Below are 13,275 nucleotides of genomic sequence, written 5' to 3'. Positions count from 1 at the left end.
GAGTCCGGATACCCGGACTCTTTTTTATTTAACGTCGACAACTAACTCGTTATTCGACACATCAATTAATACATGACTATGATCTGTAATCGTGCCTGCAATAAGCGCACGCGCTAACTTCGTTTCAATTTGACGCTGTACGTAGCGTTTTAACGGACGCGCACCGTACATTGGATCAAACCCAGACTCTACAACAAACTCTTTTGCCGTATCTGTAAGTTCTACTGTAATATGGCGGTCTGTTAAACGATGTTGCAGCTCTTTCACAATTTTATCAACAATACCTTTTATCTCATTTGTTGTAAGTGGTTTAAAGAGAATAATTTCGTCCACTCGATTCAGAAATTCTGGACGGAAGTGACCGCGAAGTTGTCCCATTACAAGGTTTCTTGCTTCTTCTTGAATAGAACCATCTTCTCCTAATCCTTCTAATAAATATTGCGATCCGATATTGGACGTCATAATAATCACTGTATTTTTAAAATCAACTGTACGTCCTTGTGAATCTGTAATGCGCCCATCATCTAACATTTGCAGTAAAATATTAAACACTTCTGGGTGTGCTTTTTCAATTTCATCTAATAAAATGACAGAATACGGTTTACGGCGCACAGCTTCTGTTAATTGTCCACCTTCCTCATATCCGACATACCCAGGAGGTGCTCCAATTAAACGAGACACGGCATGCTTTTCCATATACTCAGACATATCAATTCGAATGATTTGTTCTTCGCTATCAAATAATGACTGCGCCAACGTTTTCGCAAGTTCCGTTTTCCCAACACCCGTTGGTCCTAAGAAAATAAACGAACCAATCGGACGATTCGGATCTTTAATTCCCGCACGAGCACGTAATACTGCATCCGCCACAAGACCGACCGCTTCTTCTTGTCCGATGACACGCTCTGATAAAATTTGCTCTAAACGAAGCAGCTTCTCACGTTCTCCTTCTACGAGCTTTGCAATCGGAATACCCGTCCAGCGTGATACAATATCCGCAATTTCTTCTTCACTTACTTCTTCACGAAGAAGACGGTTATCTTGCTGTTTATTCGCACTTGCTTCTTCTGCTTCTTTCAATTCTTTTTCTACAGCTGGAATTTTGCCGTGACGAAGCTCTGCCGCTTTATTTAAATCATAATTTCCTTCCGCCTCTTCTAGCTCGCGGCGCAAACGCTCTAGACTTTCGCGTAAATCGCGCACTTTATGAATTTCTTCTTTTTCTTTTTGCCACTGTGCCCGCATTCCACTCGCTTTTTCTTTTAAATCCGACAACTCACGCTGCAATGTTTGCAGACGCTCCCTACTTGCCTGGTCTGTTTCTTTACTTAGTGCAGCCTCTTCAATTTCTAACTGCATAATACGACGTGTGATTTCATCTAGCTCTGTTGGCAGCGAATCAATTTCTGTCCGAATCGTTGCACATGCTTCATCAACTAAATCGATTGCTTTATCCGGTAGGAAACGATCAGAAATATAGCGATCTGATAACGTTGCAGCTGCAACAAGAGCACGATCATGAATATTCACACTATGGTAAATTTCAAATCGTTCTTTTAAACCACGCAAAATAGAAATGGTATCTTCAACTGTCGGCTCTTCAGCTAATACTTGTTGGAAACGACGCTCTAATGCCGGGTCTTTTTCAATATATTTACGATATTCATCAAGCGTTGTCGCCCCGATGCAATGCAGCTCGCCGCGCGCTAACATTGGTTTTAACATATTTCCGGCATCCATTGCTCCTTCTGTTTTACCAGCGCCTACAATGGTATGCAGCTCGTCGATAAATAATAATATCTTTCCTTCACTTTTTTTAATTTCATTTAAGACCGCTTGCAGACGTTCTTCAAATTCACCGCGGAATTTCGCACCTGCAACAAGTGCGCTCATATCAAGCGCAAAAATCGTTTTATCTTTTAATCCTTCCGGTACATCTTTACGAACAATACGCTGCGCTAATCCCTCCACGATCGCCGTTTTCCCAACACCGGGTTCACCAATTAATACAGGATTATTTTTTGTTTTACGCGATAAAATGCGAATCACACGGCGGATTTCACTATCACGTCCAATGACCGGATCAATTTTCCCTTGTCTTACTTCCGCTACTAAATCACGACCATATTTTTCTAAAGCTTCATATGTTACTTCTGGATTTTGACTCGTCACTCTTTGATTCCCCCGAACTTCTGTTAATGCTTGCAATAACGCTTCTTTCGTAATACGAAGCGACGTAAATAATTCACGTATATCATTCGTTTTCTTTTCATCACATAATGCAAGAAGAAGATGTTCCACTGAAATATAATCATCTTGCAAATATTTCGCTTCTTCTTCAGCTCTTACAAGCAGCCCTTGAAGCACACTTGTAATATAAACTTTCCCTACTTCTGCGCCTCCCCCTGTAACCGCTGGCTTCCGCTTTAACAAGCGTTCTATTCCTTGTACGAACTGATCTATATTTACATTCATCTTTTGAAAAATTCGAATTGCTAATCCATCTTGTTGCTGAAGAAGTGCGGCTAAAAGATGTACAATATCAATATCTTGATGATGATGCTTAGTAGCAATTGATTGTGCACCCATAATCGCTTCTTGTGTTTTTGTCGTCATTCGATTTAAGTCCATCGTGCCACAGCCCCTTTATAGTTTGACTTTTTTTGACCTTTGATTTGATTATACGACAAGTCACCTATTTTATTCAACGAAGAGGACTTTTTGACAATCTTATTTTTAAAATCCATTTCACCACAACAAATCCCGCAGCTTATAACTGCGGGATTTCTTATGGTCTTCTTTTATATGTCCATTGTCTGTTTTGATTTGTAACTTCCGGAAATTTATCTCCAGCAGAAAGCTTTACCATTTTTGGATCCTTAACCATACTTCCTGTTTCACCAATTTCAACATATATGCCGTCATTCGGCGCTTTTTGACCAGCTCGGAATCGATGACTTTGTCCCATGTCCATTCTCCTTCCATTCCATCATTACATCTTTAGTATGTCCCATTTTAGAAAACCTTTTCTGTTATGTTTAGGAAACGATGCTCATATAATGAAATTACACATTTTAGCAGGAGATACATTAATATATGTAGAAACAAAAAAAACTGGCCATAAAGACCAGTATCAAAGGAGAGTCAAACAACTTATACGAGAAGATTACACTCTCATTATAAACACGATAATCTCCGCTTTGTAACCCCTTTCACAAATTGTACAAAAGGAAAGGAACATTATTCGAACTTTCAGAAAAAAACTTGACTTTTCTCGTTACCAACGACAAATAGTAGACAGCGCAATCACCCAGGAATTAAGATGAATATACATAAAACTTTTTATAAAAGGTGTGAGACGCATGAAAAAACAACATTTAATTGCATTAGATTTAGATGGCACTTTACTTACAGACCAAAAAATAATTTCATCTCGTACAAAACAAACCATTGCAAAAGCAAAAGAACAAGGCCATATCGTTGTGATATCAACGGGCCGTCCATTTCGTGCGAGTCACGCATATTATAAAGAACTTGGATTAAATACACCGATTGTAAATTTCAACGGTGCATACGTCCATCACCCACTTGATACGAATTGGGGAACGCATCACTCTCCACTTGAACTTGCTACCGCACAAGAAATCGTTCGTGCATGTAGGGACTTTGGAGTAGAAAATATTTACGCAGAAGTGATTGATGATGTCTATGTGAAGCAAATCGATGCAGACAAAAAACATATTTTCGAGTTTGGTTCTCCAAAAATTTTCACAGGTGATTTACTTAACATTTTACAAGATCATCCAACTTGTTTATTAATCGATGCACATGAATCAAAATCTGATTCTATCCGCCAACATTTAACAGATATGCATGCAGAAGTAATTGATCACCGCAAATGGGGAGCTCCTTGGCCAATTATTGAAATTGTGAAAAGCGGATTAAATAAAGCAATTGGCCTCCAAAAAATTTCAAGTCACTACAACATCCCAAAAGAACGTATCATCGCGTTTGGTGATGAAGATAACGATTTTGAAATGATTGAATTTGCCGGACATGGAATCGCCATGGGGAACGCCATTCCAGAATTAAAATCATTAGCAAATCACATAACATTATCAAACGAAGAAGATGGCATTGCCCTTTATTTAGAGGAGACACTTGGATTGTAAGGTGAAAATTCCCTGCTTATAGTATGAGGCCAAGCGCACATACTATAGGAGACACAGCAAATGTGTCCATGCTTTTCTGCTAAAAGGGGGCATTACGAATGGGTAAAAAGAACAAATCAAAACGTTTCGTGCAACAAGGAGCAGATTCCGTTATGCAACACGACGCAAGATTCCCATACCGTGGTACATTAGCTGAAGCAGAAAAAGAACGAAATAACTCTTCTCTCGGAGGGTTCTAATGGGTAACTTACTATTCCAACAAGCACGAGATGCCGTCTCACAAGCTGTATCTTGTTCCAATGACAGCAAACAGCAAGCACTTGTTAATCAAGCAAAAAATGCATTGCTGTCCGCTTATACAAATTCTTCTACTGCCGAAAAAGTACAATTGCGCGAAATGCAAGAAGAGCTTCAAAGTATTTCAACAACTGAGTAACTGTGACTAGAGAAACAAATAAAAAGAGGACCAAATACGGTCCTCTTTTTATTAATCTTTACGGAACAATCCAAACACCCCAACTGTTTCAAGAACATTTGTAAATGCACCCGGATCTACTTTTTTAATAATTCTTTCTAATTCATATAACTCGTAACGAGTAATAACAATCATTAACATCTCTTTATTTTCATTTGTAAACGCACCTGTTGCTGGAACTGAGGTAATTCCTCGAACTAATCGTTCATGAATTGCCTTTCGCACCTCTGCTCCATTTTTCGTTACAATGAATGCCGTAATTTTCACATGACGTGTATGTATGGCATCAATAATGCGTGAAGATACATATAATGTCACTAACGTATAAAGCGCCTTTTCCCAACCATATAAATAACCGGCTGCGATAATAATAACGGCATTAAATAAGAAGAAATATGTTCCGACCGGCTTACCTTTCATTCTAGATAAAATCATCGCAATGATATCTAAACCACCCGTTGAAGCTCCCCACTTTAAAGCAAGTCCTACGCCTACCGCAGAAATTAGCCCTCCAAAAATGGCGTTTAAAATAATATCATGCGATACCGCTTTGACTGGCACGATTTCTAAAAATAGCGTCATAAACGCGACACTTAAAAAACTAAAAAACGTGAATGATTTCCCTACTTTTTTCCAAGCTAAAATAACAACCGGGATATTAAATAAACTAAAAAGTACTCCCGTAGAAATATGAATTGATAAAAAATCTCCTAACACTTGCGAAAGCAATTGCGACAATCCAGCAAAACCACTGGCGTACACTTTCGCTGGCGTTAAAAATAAGTTCATTCCAATTGCATTTAACAAACCGGCAACGATAACAACGACTAATTTTTTAGTAAGTTCGGCATAATTCAGTTTTAAGTCCATATCTCCCAGTCCACCTTTATATAAATTCCATCGTATACATTATACATAGTCTTAACGAAAACGGAAATGATAAACGTACAACCGTTATGAAGGGAGTTGAATCATATGCCTCATACAAGTGACAATGACAAAAAAGCGCGTGATAATAACGCAAAACGCACACAAAAAAATGAAGAACAACAAAAAAATATAGCGCAAGGAAAACGCGCTTACTCCAAAAAGACGGACCATCTATAAATTTCTAAACTTGAATCCTCTATTTCATACGAACAAACCTTCTTCGTACATCAACATTTTGTTGATGTACTTTTTCTTTCTACAAAAGTCATCTCAAATTCACATCATGTTCACTTCCTTTTTCTACAATAGTAATAACAAATTTCGGATGAGGTGTTTATATGAAACGAAGACAATTATTTATTGCAGCAGCAACGCTCGGTACATTAATGCTAGCTGCCTGTGATCCAAAAGAAGGTTCGGATCCAATCGCAACTTCTACTACTAGTACGATAACAAAAGGCGAATTTGATAAGGCGTTAAAAGAACGCTTCGGAAAAGATATGCTTTATGAAATGATGGCACAAGATATTATGATTAAAAAATATAAAGTGTCTGATGATGAAGTGAATAAAGAATTTAATAAAGTGAAAGAACAAGCAGGCGATAATTTTAAAATGTTCCTTGAAACGAACCGCATGAAGAACGAAGACGATTTAAAAAAACAAATTCGTTCTAGCTTAGCTATCGATAAAGCAATTAAGCAAACAATAACGGAAAAAGACATAAAAGCTCGATATAAACCAGAAATTAAAGCTAGCCAAATTTTAGTAAACGACGAACAAACAGCAAACGATATAAAAAGACAATTGAATAGCGGTGCATCATTTGAAGAATTAGCAAAAAAATATTCCATGGATACGGCTTCAAAAGAAAATGGTGGAGATTTAGGTTACTTCGGCCCTGGAAAAATGGTACCTGAATTTGAAGATGCAGCCTATAAATTAAATGTCGGTGAAGTAAGCGAACCTGTAAAATCAACAAAAGGATACCATATTATTAAATTAACAGACAAAAAAGAATTAAAGCCATACGACGAAGTGAAAGATTCTATTCGCAAAACACTTGAAGCTGAGCGCATTCAAGATAATACATGGCGCCAAAAAGTATTAATGGACGAATTAAAGAAAGAAAATATTAAAGTAAAAGACGACGACTTAAAGGATACTTTTACACGTCTCCAACAATCATAAAAAACAGCCGAACAAATTACACATTTGTTCGGCTACTTTTTATTACTTTTTAAAATATGTCCAGCCTTCTTCTTGATAAACTTTTTCTTCTTTCATCAATTTACCAAGAGCACGTTTGAAGGCTGCTTTACTCATCTGAAAACGCTCCCCAATATCTTCTGGGTGGCTCTTATCCCAAAATGGCATTGCACCGCCGCGACTTTCCATATACTCATAAATAACCGCTGCATCATCTTCCATTCCTTCTTCTTTACGAGGAAGAAGAGAAATATTAATTGTTCCATCTTCTTTCACATCAATAATACGACCTGTTACACGCTCTCCAATACGCACTTGCTCTTTGCGCTCAGAATGGTGCAAGAAGGCACGAAAATGTTCATCCGTTAATACAAATGATCCCACTTGCAACGAACGGTACACACGACCATTTACATTTTTATTGTACATAGATGGCGTCGCTTCCACTACAATCTCTTGCATATCTGCATCTCTTGCTGGAAGAGCAATTAAACGGCCGCGATTTGTTAGTTTTAATGTACAATACAATTCATCCTCTTCTTGCGGCCATACTGGTGTATAAATCGGAAACTCATCAGCTGGAATTAATATATCTTTCGAAACACCGATATCAACAAACACCCCTAAACCAGGCTTCACTTCCACAACCTTTACCCAGTTCCAGTCCTCTGTTGTAATAAGCGGTGTCTTCATTGTTGCCGCTAAGCGCTCTTGATGATCGTGATATAAAAACACTTCAATTGTGTCGCCTTCTTCAATTTCTCCAGCAACTTCATTTTTATGTAAAAACACTTCATCTTCTTCGTAACCGACCATATATCCAATTTCTGTTTCGCGTAAAACCGTTACTTCTTCAATCGCTCCTGGTTGTAGCCTCATATTTTTAATTCCCTTCTCTATATAATTTATCTTATTCTAACGGGTCGTATTTTCATATAAAAACACCCGCATCGAGAACAGCTTTATATCATTTTTTTATCATTCCAAACAAAGTTTCATTATACACGGTTTTTCCTTTATTTGTCCAACTGACCAAAATTCACTATAATAGAGGTGGAATTTAATTTGGAGGTGCTTATTATGGCAAAGGATAGTTCTTTTGATATCGTTTCAAAAGTAGAGTTTCCAGAAGTAACAAACGCGATTAATATCGCTTTAAAAGAAATTCAAAATCGCTATGACTTTAAAGGAAGTAAAAGCGACATTAAATTAGAAAAAGAGGACATCGTATTAACTTCTGACGACGAGTACAAATTAGATCAAGTAAAAGACGTTTTGATTTCAAAATTAATTAAGCGTGAAGTTCCGATCAAAAACTTAGATTATGGAAAAGTCGAAAACGCTTCTGGCGGTACAGTACGTCAACGCGCAAAATTACAACAAGGCATTGATAAAGAAAATGCGAAAAAAATTAATAACATTATTAAAGAATTAAAATTAAAAGTAAAAACACAAGTACAAGATGACCAAGTTCGTGTAACAGGAAAAAACCGTGATGACCTACAAGCAGTTATCGCAGCTGTACGCGGAGCTGATTTATCAATCGACGTACAATTTATCAACTACCGATAGTCATACATAAAAAGAGCTGACCAAAATCCACTTTTTTGGTCAGCTTCTTTTATTTTTCAAGATGATTCCGTTCCTTTTCGTTTCTTTATCAATACAAGGAAGATGATAAATAACACATTCACACCTACTAAAGCAGCAATAAACGACCAGTTCCACCCTGTTTTTTCCGCAAGCGCATATACATTCGCAGTTTCTCTTTTTTGCACAATGTAATATTTCCCATCTTCTTCTCGCACCCTATCATCTTCTAACAATCCACGCAGCTCATGATCTTTCCCAAATTCATTTGCGGCAAGTTCCACCTTTTGTGTTTCCGTTGTGTTATTTATGGCGATAAGTGTTGTTTCACCTTTATACCTACGCTTTATTAGGCTCATACCATCTTTATCATATAATAATTCAAATGTTCCGTAACGAAGTGATGGTAATGTTTTGCGAAGTTCTCCTAATTTCCCTATATACTGCAAAAATTTCTCATCTGATTTAAAATCCATTAAACGGCGATTATCAGGTACATTCCCTCCATCTAATGCAATTTCAGTACCATAGTATACAAAGGGAATGCCCGGTGATGTGTATAAATAAACAAGCGCTAATTTCAAACGGGCCGGTGGATAATATTTATTTTCTTTTGCTTTTCTAACAAAACGCTCCGTTTGACTATTATCTACAAACGTCCCTTCCAAACGATCGCCGCCGCTTTTCGTCACATCATACAATGACTTTACAGAAATATTCGGCTTTGCAAACACGTCTGTCATGCGCTCTTGATAAGCTTGATTCCATACTCCTTTTGCTCCTTCCATTTGCGTATCCGTTATTACAAAAAAATGTTGTTTCACACTTTGCGCAGATGCAACCACTTCATTCAAAACTGACTTCGGAACATTCTCATTATGTATCAAATGATAACCATCTATATCCGTCTGCTTAATCCATTGTTTCGCATATTCAATCGCATCCGTTTGATTTTCATTATTCACTACAAATTCAAGCATTACTTTCATATCTCGCTCATGCGCTTCTTGGACAAGTTGCTGCATGTCCTTCACCTGGCCAAAATGTTCATTCATTTTCGTTATATCAGTTGGAGAATACCCATCATAACTACTACTTGCAGTGGGTGGTGACAACAATACAGCAGTAAAGCCCATCTCTTTTATATAATCAAGTCGTTTTATAATCCCCTGAATATCTCCTCCTTGATATGCTTCTAAACGATTCGTATCAATCCCTTTATCATTTCTTGAATCACCATTATTAAAACGATCGATCATAATAGAATACACAATCTCATCTTCCCACGACCTTGTTTCCTCAGCCGACACATGAATAGGCATTTGAAATACAAACAATAAACATATGAAACATAGAAAATATCGCCATAACTCCCTCTTCACATCGCTTCCCCCAACTTTTCTAATTATAAGAAAAGTATAACAATTTAAACCCCTCTCGTATACTAACGCATTTCAATCACAAAGAAGTACGTCATGTTATATTTTCTTACACAAAAAAATAAATTTTCATAAAAATCTGTTAATTTATTATATTTTTTTGAATATGATACTAAATATATTATTTGATGTTAGTTTATATAACATAATAGGAGGGGAAACGATGCATATGGGGGATACAGTATTTCTTTTTTTATCTACTGTCATGGTGATGATTATGACACCTGGGCTTGCTTTATTTTACGGGGGAATGGTTCGCAGTAAAAATGTACTTAGTACAACAATGCACAGTTATAGTGCGATGGCAATCGTGTCTATTCAATGGATTTTCATCGGTTATTCTTTAGCATTCGGTCCTGATTGGAATGGGCTTATCGGTAATTTTGATTGGTTCGGTTTTAACGTCGGTAGTACATTAACATTAAATGACGTCGCACTCACCGCTTTTATTAATACAAATACTGCTGCTGCAGCTTCCGCACTTACATGGATGCTGACAGAATGGTTTTTTCAGAAAAAACCAACTGTACTAGGTGCCGCTTGCGGAGCTGTTTCTGGTCTCGTCGCAATTACACCATCTTGCGGATTCGTAACACCACTCTCCGCTCTGATTATCGGGGCAATCGGTGGTGCACTTTGCTTTTTAGCAGTCTATTTCTTAAAACATAAACTCGGTTACGACGACGCACTCGATGCCTTCGGTTGTCACGGCATCGGCGGAACTTGGGGCGGTATTGCAACAGGACTTTTCGCTACAACATCCGTTAACAGCGCAGGTGCAGACGGACTATTTTACGGAAACGCTGCACTTCTTTGGAAACAACTCCTTGCCATTGGAGCGACCTATGCATTTACAGCTACTATGACATATGCAATTATTAAAGGGATCAGTTTATTCCTCCCAGTTCGTGCGCATGAACATGAAGAGAAAATGGGCCTCGACCTTTCCCTTCACGGCGAACGGGCATATGAGCAAATTGAATCACTTGGAGATATGTTTGATGGGAAGTTAGACCACCAAGGGGGTTACAATTCACCGAGGTAGGTTATGTTTGAACAAAAATTAAGCCAAAAAGCTCAGAGCAAAAAACTCTGAGCTTTTTCATTTTCATATCGAAAACTTACTTTTCTTTACGTTCCACTGCATTCTTAATTTCTTTTAGAAGTTCAACCATTTGCTTTTCATTACTTAATTTATCTTTTACATATTGCAACAAGCGAAGTATTAATAGTATTACTAAGAAATACAAAATGAACTTCGTTAAATCATAGAGAATATCGAAGAATAATGAAGAAAAGGGAAAAAGCCACCTAAATGGCCTTATCACTAAGAAACTTAAAAGCAAAGCCAACCATACATGATTTTTATTCATATTTCGGCACCTTCCTTTTCATGTATTTCGAAAAGAAATCTGACAAGCAACAGTCCAAGACAAATGTTTATAAAAAACCTTATACTTTTTCAGCTATAGCGATGCCTATCCTATGAATATTTTACCACATATTCCCTATCCGCTATCAATCTTTATTTAAAAACGAACTATACATAAACCTTCCATCAGTGTTCAATACAATCACACCGATGGAAGGTTCCCTTTATTCTTTAATATCAACCCCATACTCTTTAAACCAAACATGAATTTGCCCTAAATGCGCCAACAGCTGCGGCCCTGTCATAAGCTGCCCAAACCACGGCGTTTGAAATGCACTTCCACCTGATTCAATTAATCCATGCAACTGGTCGTTATCAAATAATTCATGGAGAATCGACTGTTTATCCGTTAATAGCTCTTGCAGCCATGAAGTGACAGCTTTCGTGTAGTACGGATTATGCGTTTTCGGGTACGGACTTTTCTTTCTATACAACACATCATTTGGCAAGACACCTTCTAACGCCTTGCGCAATAGACCTTTTTCGCGGTTTTTATACATTTTCATTTCCCAAGGAATATTCCACGCATATTCGACAAGTCGATGATCAGCAAATGGCACACGCACTTCTAAACTAGCCCCCATACTCATCCGATCTTTTCGGTCAAGCAGCGTTGTCATAAACCAAATCATATTTAAATAAAATAGTTGTCTTCTTTTTGCATCAAGTACGCTTTCCCCTTCCAACGCCGGAGTTTCACGCACTGATTCTTCATAACGATATTGAACATACTCTTGTAAATTTAGTTTTTTACGCCATTCTTTTTTTAACAATTGTTCACGAGCTTCTGTTGATCGCATCCACGGAAACGCACTGGATTGCAAATCATCCTCGCGGTAAAACCACGGATAACCACCAAAAATTTCATCAGCGCATTCACCTGATAAACTTACGACAAAATCTTGTTTAATTTCTCGGCAAAACCATAGTAATGAGGAATCGATATCTGCCATCCCCGGCAAGTCACGAACAATGACAGCTTCCGTTAAATGTTTTGCTAAACTTTCGTTAGAAATTACACAGCGATGATGGATCGTATCAAATGTATTTGTCATTAGCGTAATAAACGGAGCATCTGAATTTGGCTGAAATGCATTTGATTTGAAATATTTTTCGTTATCTTCATAATCAATCGAATACGTATGAAGCTTCCCTTTCCCTTCTCGCTCATACGCCATCGCCGCAAATGCGGTAATCGCGCTAGAATCGACGCCGCCCGATAAAAATGTACAGAGCGGAACATCCGATACTAACTGCCTTGTAATGGCATCTTGCAATAGAAACCGAACTCGCTCGACCGTTTCTTCAAAATTATGTGTGTGCTCTTCACTCACAACATTCCAGTAGCGCCAAACTTTTAAACCATCTTTTGAAAACGTAAGTGCATGACCTGGACGCAATTCATCAATTCCAGCAAATATACCATGCCCAGGAGTTCGAGACGGACCTAATCCAAATACTTCTGCTAATCCCTCTGTCGTAATCTCTGCCTTCACATTAGGATGAGCTAAAATCGCTTTTAACTCTGAGCCAAACAATAATCGCCCAGCATCATGTTTATAAAAGAGCGGCTTTACTCCCAAGCGATCACGCGCAATAAAAACTTTTTCTTCCTGTTCATCCCATACAGCAAATGCATAAATACCATTTAAATGATTTACGCACTGTTCTTTCCATTCCACATAAGAAGCGAGCAACACTTCTGTATCAGAATGCCCCTTAAACGTATAACCTCTTTGCAATAATTCTTTCCGAATATCTTCTGTATTATATAGTTCGCCGTTATAGCAAATGGCGTAACGTTCTTCTCTTTTCTCCCGCACCATCGGTTGTCTACCGCCTTCTGGGTCGACAACTATTAACCGTTTATGGCCAAAAGCAACATGATTCCGAAGCCAAACGTTCGTGTCATCCGGACCTCTTTTTGCGAGCGTTTCTGCCATCTTCGTTATTGCTTCTTTTTCCTGTAATAACACTTTTGTATAATCAACCCACCCTGTAATGCCACACATTGCGATCACCCTTTCTC

14 protein-coding genes are annotated in these 13,275 nt (G+C 38.0%); 7 read left to right on the top strand and 7 right to left on the bottom strand.

Going from position 1 to position 13,275, the window contains the following annotated elements:
- Positions 1–24: 24 nt before the first annotated feature.
- Together clpB and Q9306_RS03265 are read right to left on the bottom strand one after the other, a co-directional pair.
- Complete coding sequence (clpB, locus tag Q9306_RS03270; protein ID WP_306195248.1) at positions 25–2,631, bottom strand: ATP-dependent chaperone ClpB; 2,607 nt, start codon at positions 2,629–2,631, stop codon at positions 25–27.
- 157 nt (positions 2,632–2,788) lie between these two features.
- Positions 2,789–2,968 carry a YjzC family protein gene (locus Q9306_RS03265; protein ID WP_020059836.1) on the bottom strand — a complete coding sequence of 60 codons (180 nt, stop codon included), beginning with the start codon at positions 2,966–2,968 and terminating at the stop codon, positions 2,789–2,791.
- A 394-nt stretch (positions 2,969–3,362) separates the two neighbouring features.
- On the opposite strand from Q9306_RS03265, the gene Q9306_RS03260 reads away from it, so the two are divergent.
- The 3 genes from Q9306_RS03260 to Q9306_RS03250 all read left to right on the top strand — a co-directional run bounded on the left by Q9306_RS03260 (position 3,363) and on the right by Q9306_RS03250 (position 4,608).
- The gene (locus tag Q9306_RS03260) at positions 3,363–4,172 is read left to right on the top strand and encodes a Cof-type HAD-IIB family hydrolase (RefSeq protein WP_306195246.1); all 810 of its coding nucleotides are present in this window, start codon (positions 3,363–3,365) and stop codon (positions 4,170–4,172) included.
- A 98-nt stretch (positions 4,173–4,270) separates the two neighbouring features.
- Positions 4,271–4,411 (top strand): hypothetical protein, encoded by a 141-nt coding sequence (locus tag Q9306_RS03255; protein ID WP_020059838.1) that lies wholly within the window; start codon positions 4,271–4,273, stop codon positions 4,409–4,411.
- The gene (locus Q9306_RS03250; protein WP_306195242.1) at positions 4,411–4,608 is read left to right on the top strand and encodes a DUF3813 domain-containing protein; all 198 of its coding nucleotides are present in this window, start codon (positions 4,411–4,413) and stop codon (positions 4,606–4,608) included. Before Q9306_RS03255 ends, Q9306_RS03250 begins: the two co-directional genes overlap by 1 nt.
- Before the next feature lie 51 nt (positions 4,609–4,659).
- Here the strand turns inward: Q9306_RS03250 and Q9306_RS03245 are convergent, their stop codons facing one another.
- The gene (locus Q9306_RS03245; RefSeq protein ID WP_306195240.1) at positions 4,660–5,517 is read right to left on the bottom strand and encodes a YitT family protein; all 858 of its coding nucleotides are present in this window, start codon (positions 5,515–5,517) and stop codon (positions 4,660–4,662) included.
- Between the two features lie 105 nt (positions 5,518–5,622).
- Between Q9306_RS03245 and Q9306_RS03240 the strand changes: the two genes are divergently transcribed.
- A complete protein-coding gene (locus Q9306_RS03240) occupies positions 5,623–5,754 on the top strand; it encodes a DUF3941 domain-containing protein (RefSeq protein WP_098918564.1) in 132 nt (43 codons plus the stop codon).
- 161 nt (positions 5,755–5,915) lie between these two features.
- On the top strand, positions 5,916–6,767 hold the full coding sequence (gene prsA, locus Q9306_RS03235) for a peptidylprolyl isomerase PrsA (RefSeq protein WP_306195237.1): 852 nt from the start codon (positions 5,916–5,918) through the stop codon (positions 6,765–6,767).
- 42 nt (positions 6,768–6,809) lie between these two features.
- Here the strand turns inward: prsA and Q9306_RS03230 are convergent, their stop codons facing one another.
- Positions 6,810–7,664: a CvfB family protein gene (locus Q9306_RS03230; protein ID WP_306195235.1), complete on the bottom strand. Its 855-nt coding sequence runs from the start codon at positions 7,662–7,664 to the stop codon at positions 6,810–6,812.
- A 201-nt stretch (positions 7,665–7,865) separates the two neighbouring features.
- Here Q9306_RS03230 and Q9306_RS03225 point away from each other — a divergent pair, with 201 nt between their 5' ends.
- Complete coding sequence (locus Q9306_RS03225; protein WP_306195233.1) at positions 7,866–8,357, top strand: YajQ family cyclic di-GMP-binding protein; 492 nt, start codon at positions 7,866–7,868, stop codon at positions 8,355–8,357.
- 56 nt (positions 8,358–8,413) lie between these two features.
- Here the strand turns inward: Q9306_RS03225 and Q9306_RS03220 are convergent, their stop codons facing one another.
- On the bottom strand, positions 8,414–9,697 hold the full coding sequence (locus tag Q9306_RS03220) for an alpha-amylase family glycosyl hydrolase (RefSeq protein ID WP_306195532.1): 1,284 nt from the start codon (positions 9,695–9,697) through the stop codon (positions 8,414–8,416).
- 280 nt (positions 9,698–9,977) lie between these two features.
- On the opposite strand from Q9306_RS03220, the gene Q9306_RS03215 reads away from it, so the two are divergent.
- The gene (locus Q9306_RS03215; protein WP_306195231.1) at positions 9,978–10,859 is read left to right on the top strand and encodes an ammonium transporter; all 882 of its coding nucleotides are present in this window, start codon (positions 9,978–9,980) and stop codon (positions 10,857–10,859) included.
- Between the two features lie 76 nt (positions 10,860–10,935).
- Here the strand turns inward: Q9306_RS03215 and Q9306_RS03210 are convergent, their stop codons facing one another.
- Together Q9306_RS03210 and asnB are read right to left on the bottom strand one after the other, a co-directional pair.
- The gene (locus Q9306_RS03210; protein WP_306195229.1) at positions 10,936–11,187 is read right to left on the bottom strand and encodes a hypothetical protein; all 252 of its coding nucleotides are present in this window, start codon (positions 11,185–11,187) and stop codon (positions 10,936–10,938) included.
- A gap of 223 nt (positions 11,188–11,410) precedes the next feature.
- On the bottom strand, positions 11,411–13,258 hold the full coding sequence (asnB, locus tag Q9306_RS03205) for an asparagine synthase (glutamine-hydrolyzing) (protein ID WP_306195530.1): 1,848 nt from the start codon (positions 13,256–13,258) through the stop codon (positions 11,411–11,413).
- Positions 13,259–13,275: the final 17 nt, after the last annotated feature.

The organism is Bacillus multifaciens (genome assembly GCF_030756675.1).
Lineage (GTDB): Bacteria > Bacillota > Bacilli > Bacillales > Bacillaceae_G > Bacillus_A > Bacillus_A multifaciens.
This window is presented reverse-complemented; position numbering and strand designations above follow the sequence as displayed.

Excerpts from the sequence above, each read along its gene's own strand:
- Q9306_RS03265 (WP_020059836.1), bottom strand. The coding sequence starts at position 2,968 with ATGGGACAAAGTCATCGATTCCGAGCTGGTCAAAAAGCGCCGAATGAC.
- Q9306_RS03245 (WP_306195240.1), bottom strand. The coding sequence starts at position 5,517 with ATGGACTTAAAACTGAATTATGCCGAACTTACTAAAAAATTAGTCGTT.
- clpB (WP_306195248.1), bottom strand. The coding sequence starts at position 2,631 with ATGGACTTAAATCGAATGACGACAAAAACACAAGAAGCGATTATGGGT.
- Q9306_RS03220 (WP_306195532.1), bottom strand. The coding sequence starts at position 9,697 with ATGCCTATTCATGTGTCGGCTGAGGAAACAAGGTCGTGGGAAGATGAG.
- Q9306_RS03210 (WP_306195229.1), bottom strand. The coding sequence starts at position 11,187 with ATGAATAAAAATCATGTATGGTTGGCTTTGCTTTTAAGTTTCTTAGTG.
- prsA (WP_306195237.1), top strand. The coding sequence starts at position 5,916 with ATGAAACGAAGACAATTATTTATTGCAGCAGCAACGCTCGGTACATTA.
- asnB (WP_306195530.1), bottom strand. The coding sequence starts at position 13,258 with ATGTGTGGCATTACAGGGTGGGTTGATTATACAAAAGTGTTATTACAG.
- Q9306_RS03255 (WP_020059838.1), top strand. The coding sequence starts at position 4,271 with ATGGGTAAAAAGAACAAATCAAAACGTTTCGTGCAACAAGGAGCAGAT.
- Q9306_RS03215 (WP_306195231.1), top strand. The coding sequence starts at position 9,978 with ATGCATATGGGGGATACAGTATTTCTTTTTTTATCTACTGTCATGGTG.
- Q9306_RS03230 (WP_306195235.1), bottom strand. The coding sequence starts at position 7,664 with ATGAGGCTACAACCAGGAGCGATTGAAGAAGTAACGGTTTTACGCGAA.
- Q9306_RS03225 (WP_306195233.1), top strand. The coding sequence starts at position 7,866 with ATGGCAAAGGATAGTTCTTTTGATATCGTTTCAAAAGTAGAGTTTCCA.
- Q9306_RS03240 (WP_098918564.1), top strand. The coding sequence starts at position 5,623 with ATGCCTCATACAAGTGACAATGACAAAAAAGCGCGTGATAATAACGCA.
- Q9306_RS03260 (WP_306195246.1), top strand. The coding sequence starts at position 3,363 with ATGAAAAAACAACATTTAATTGCATTAGATTTAGATGGCACTTTACTT.
- Q9306_RS03250 (WP_306195242.1), top strand. The coding sequence starts at position 4,411 with ATGGGTAACTTACTATTCCAACAAGCACGAGATGCCGTCTCACAAGCT.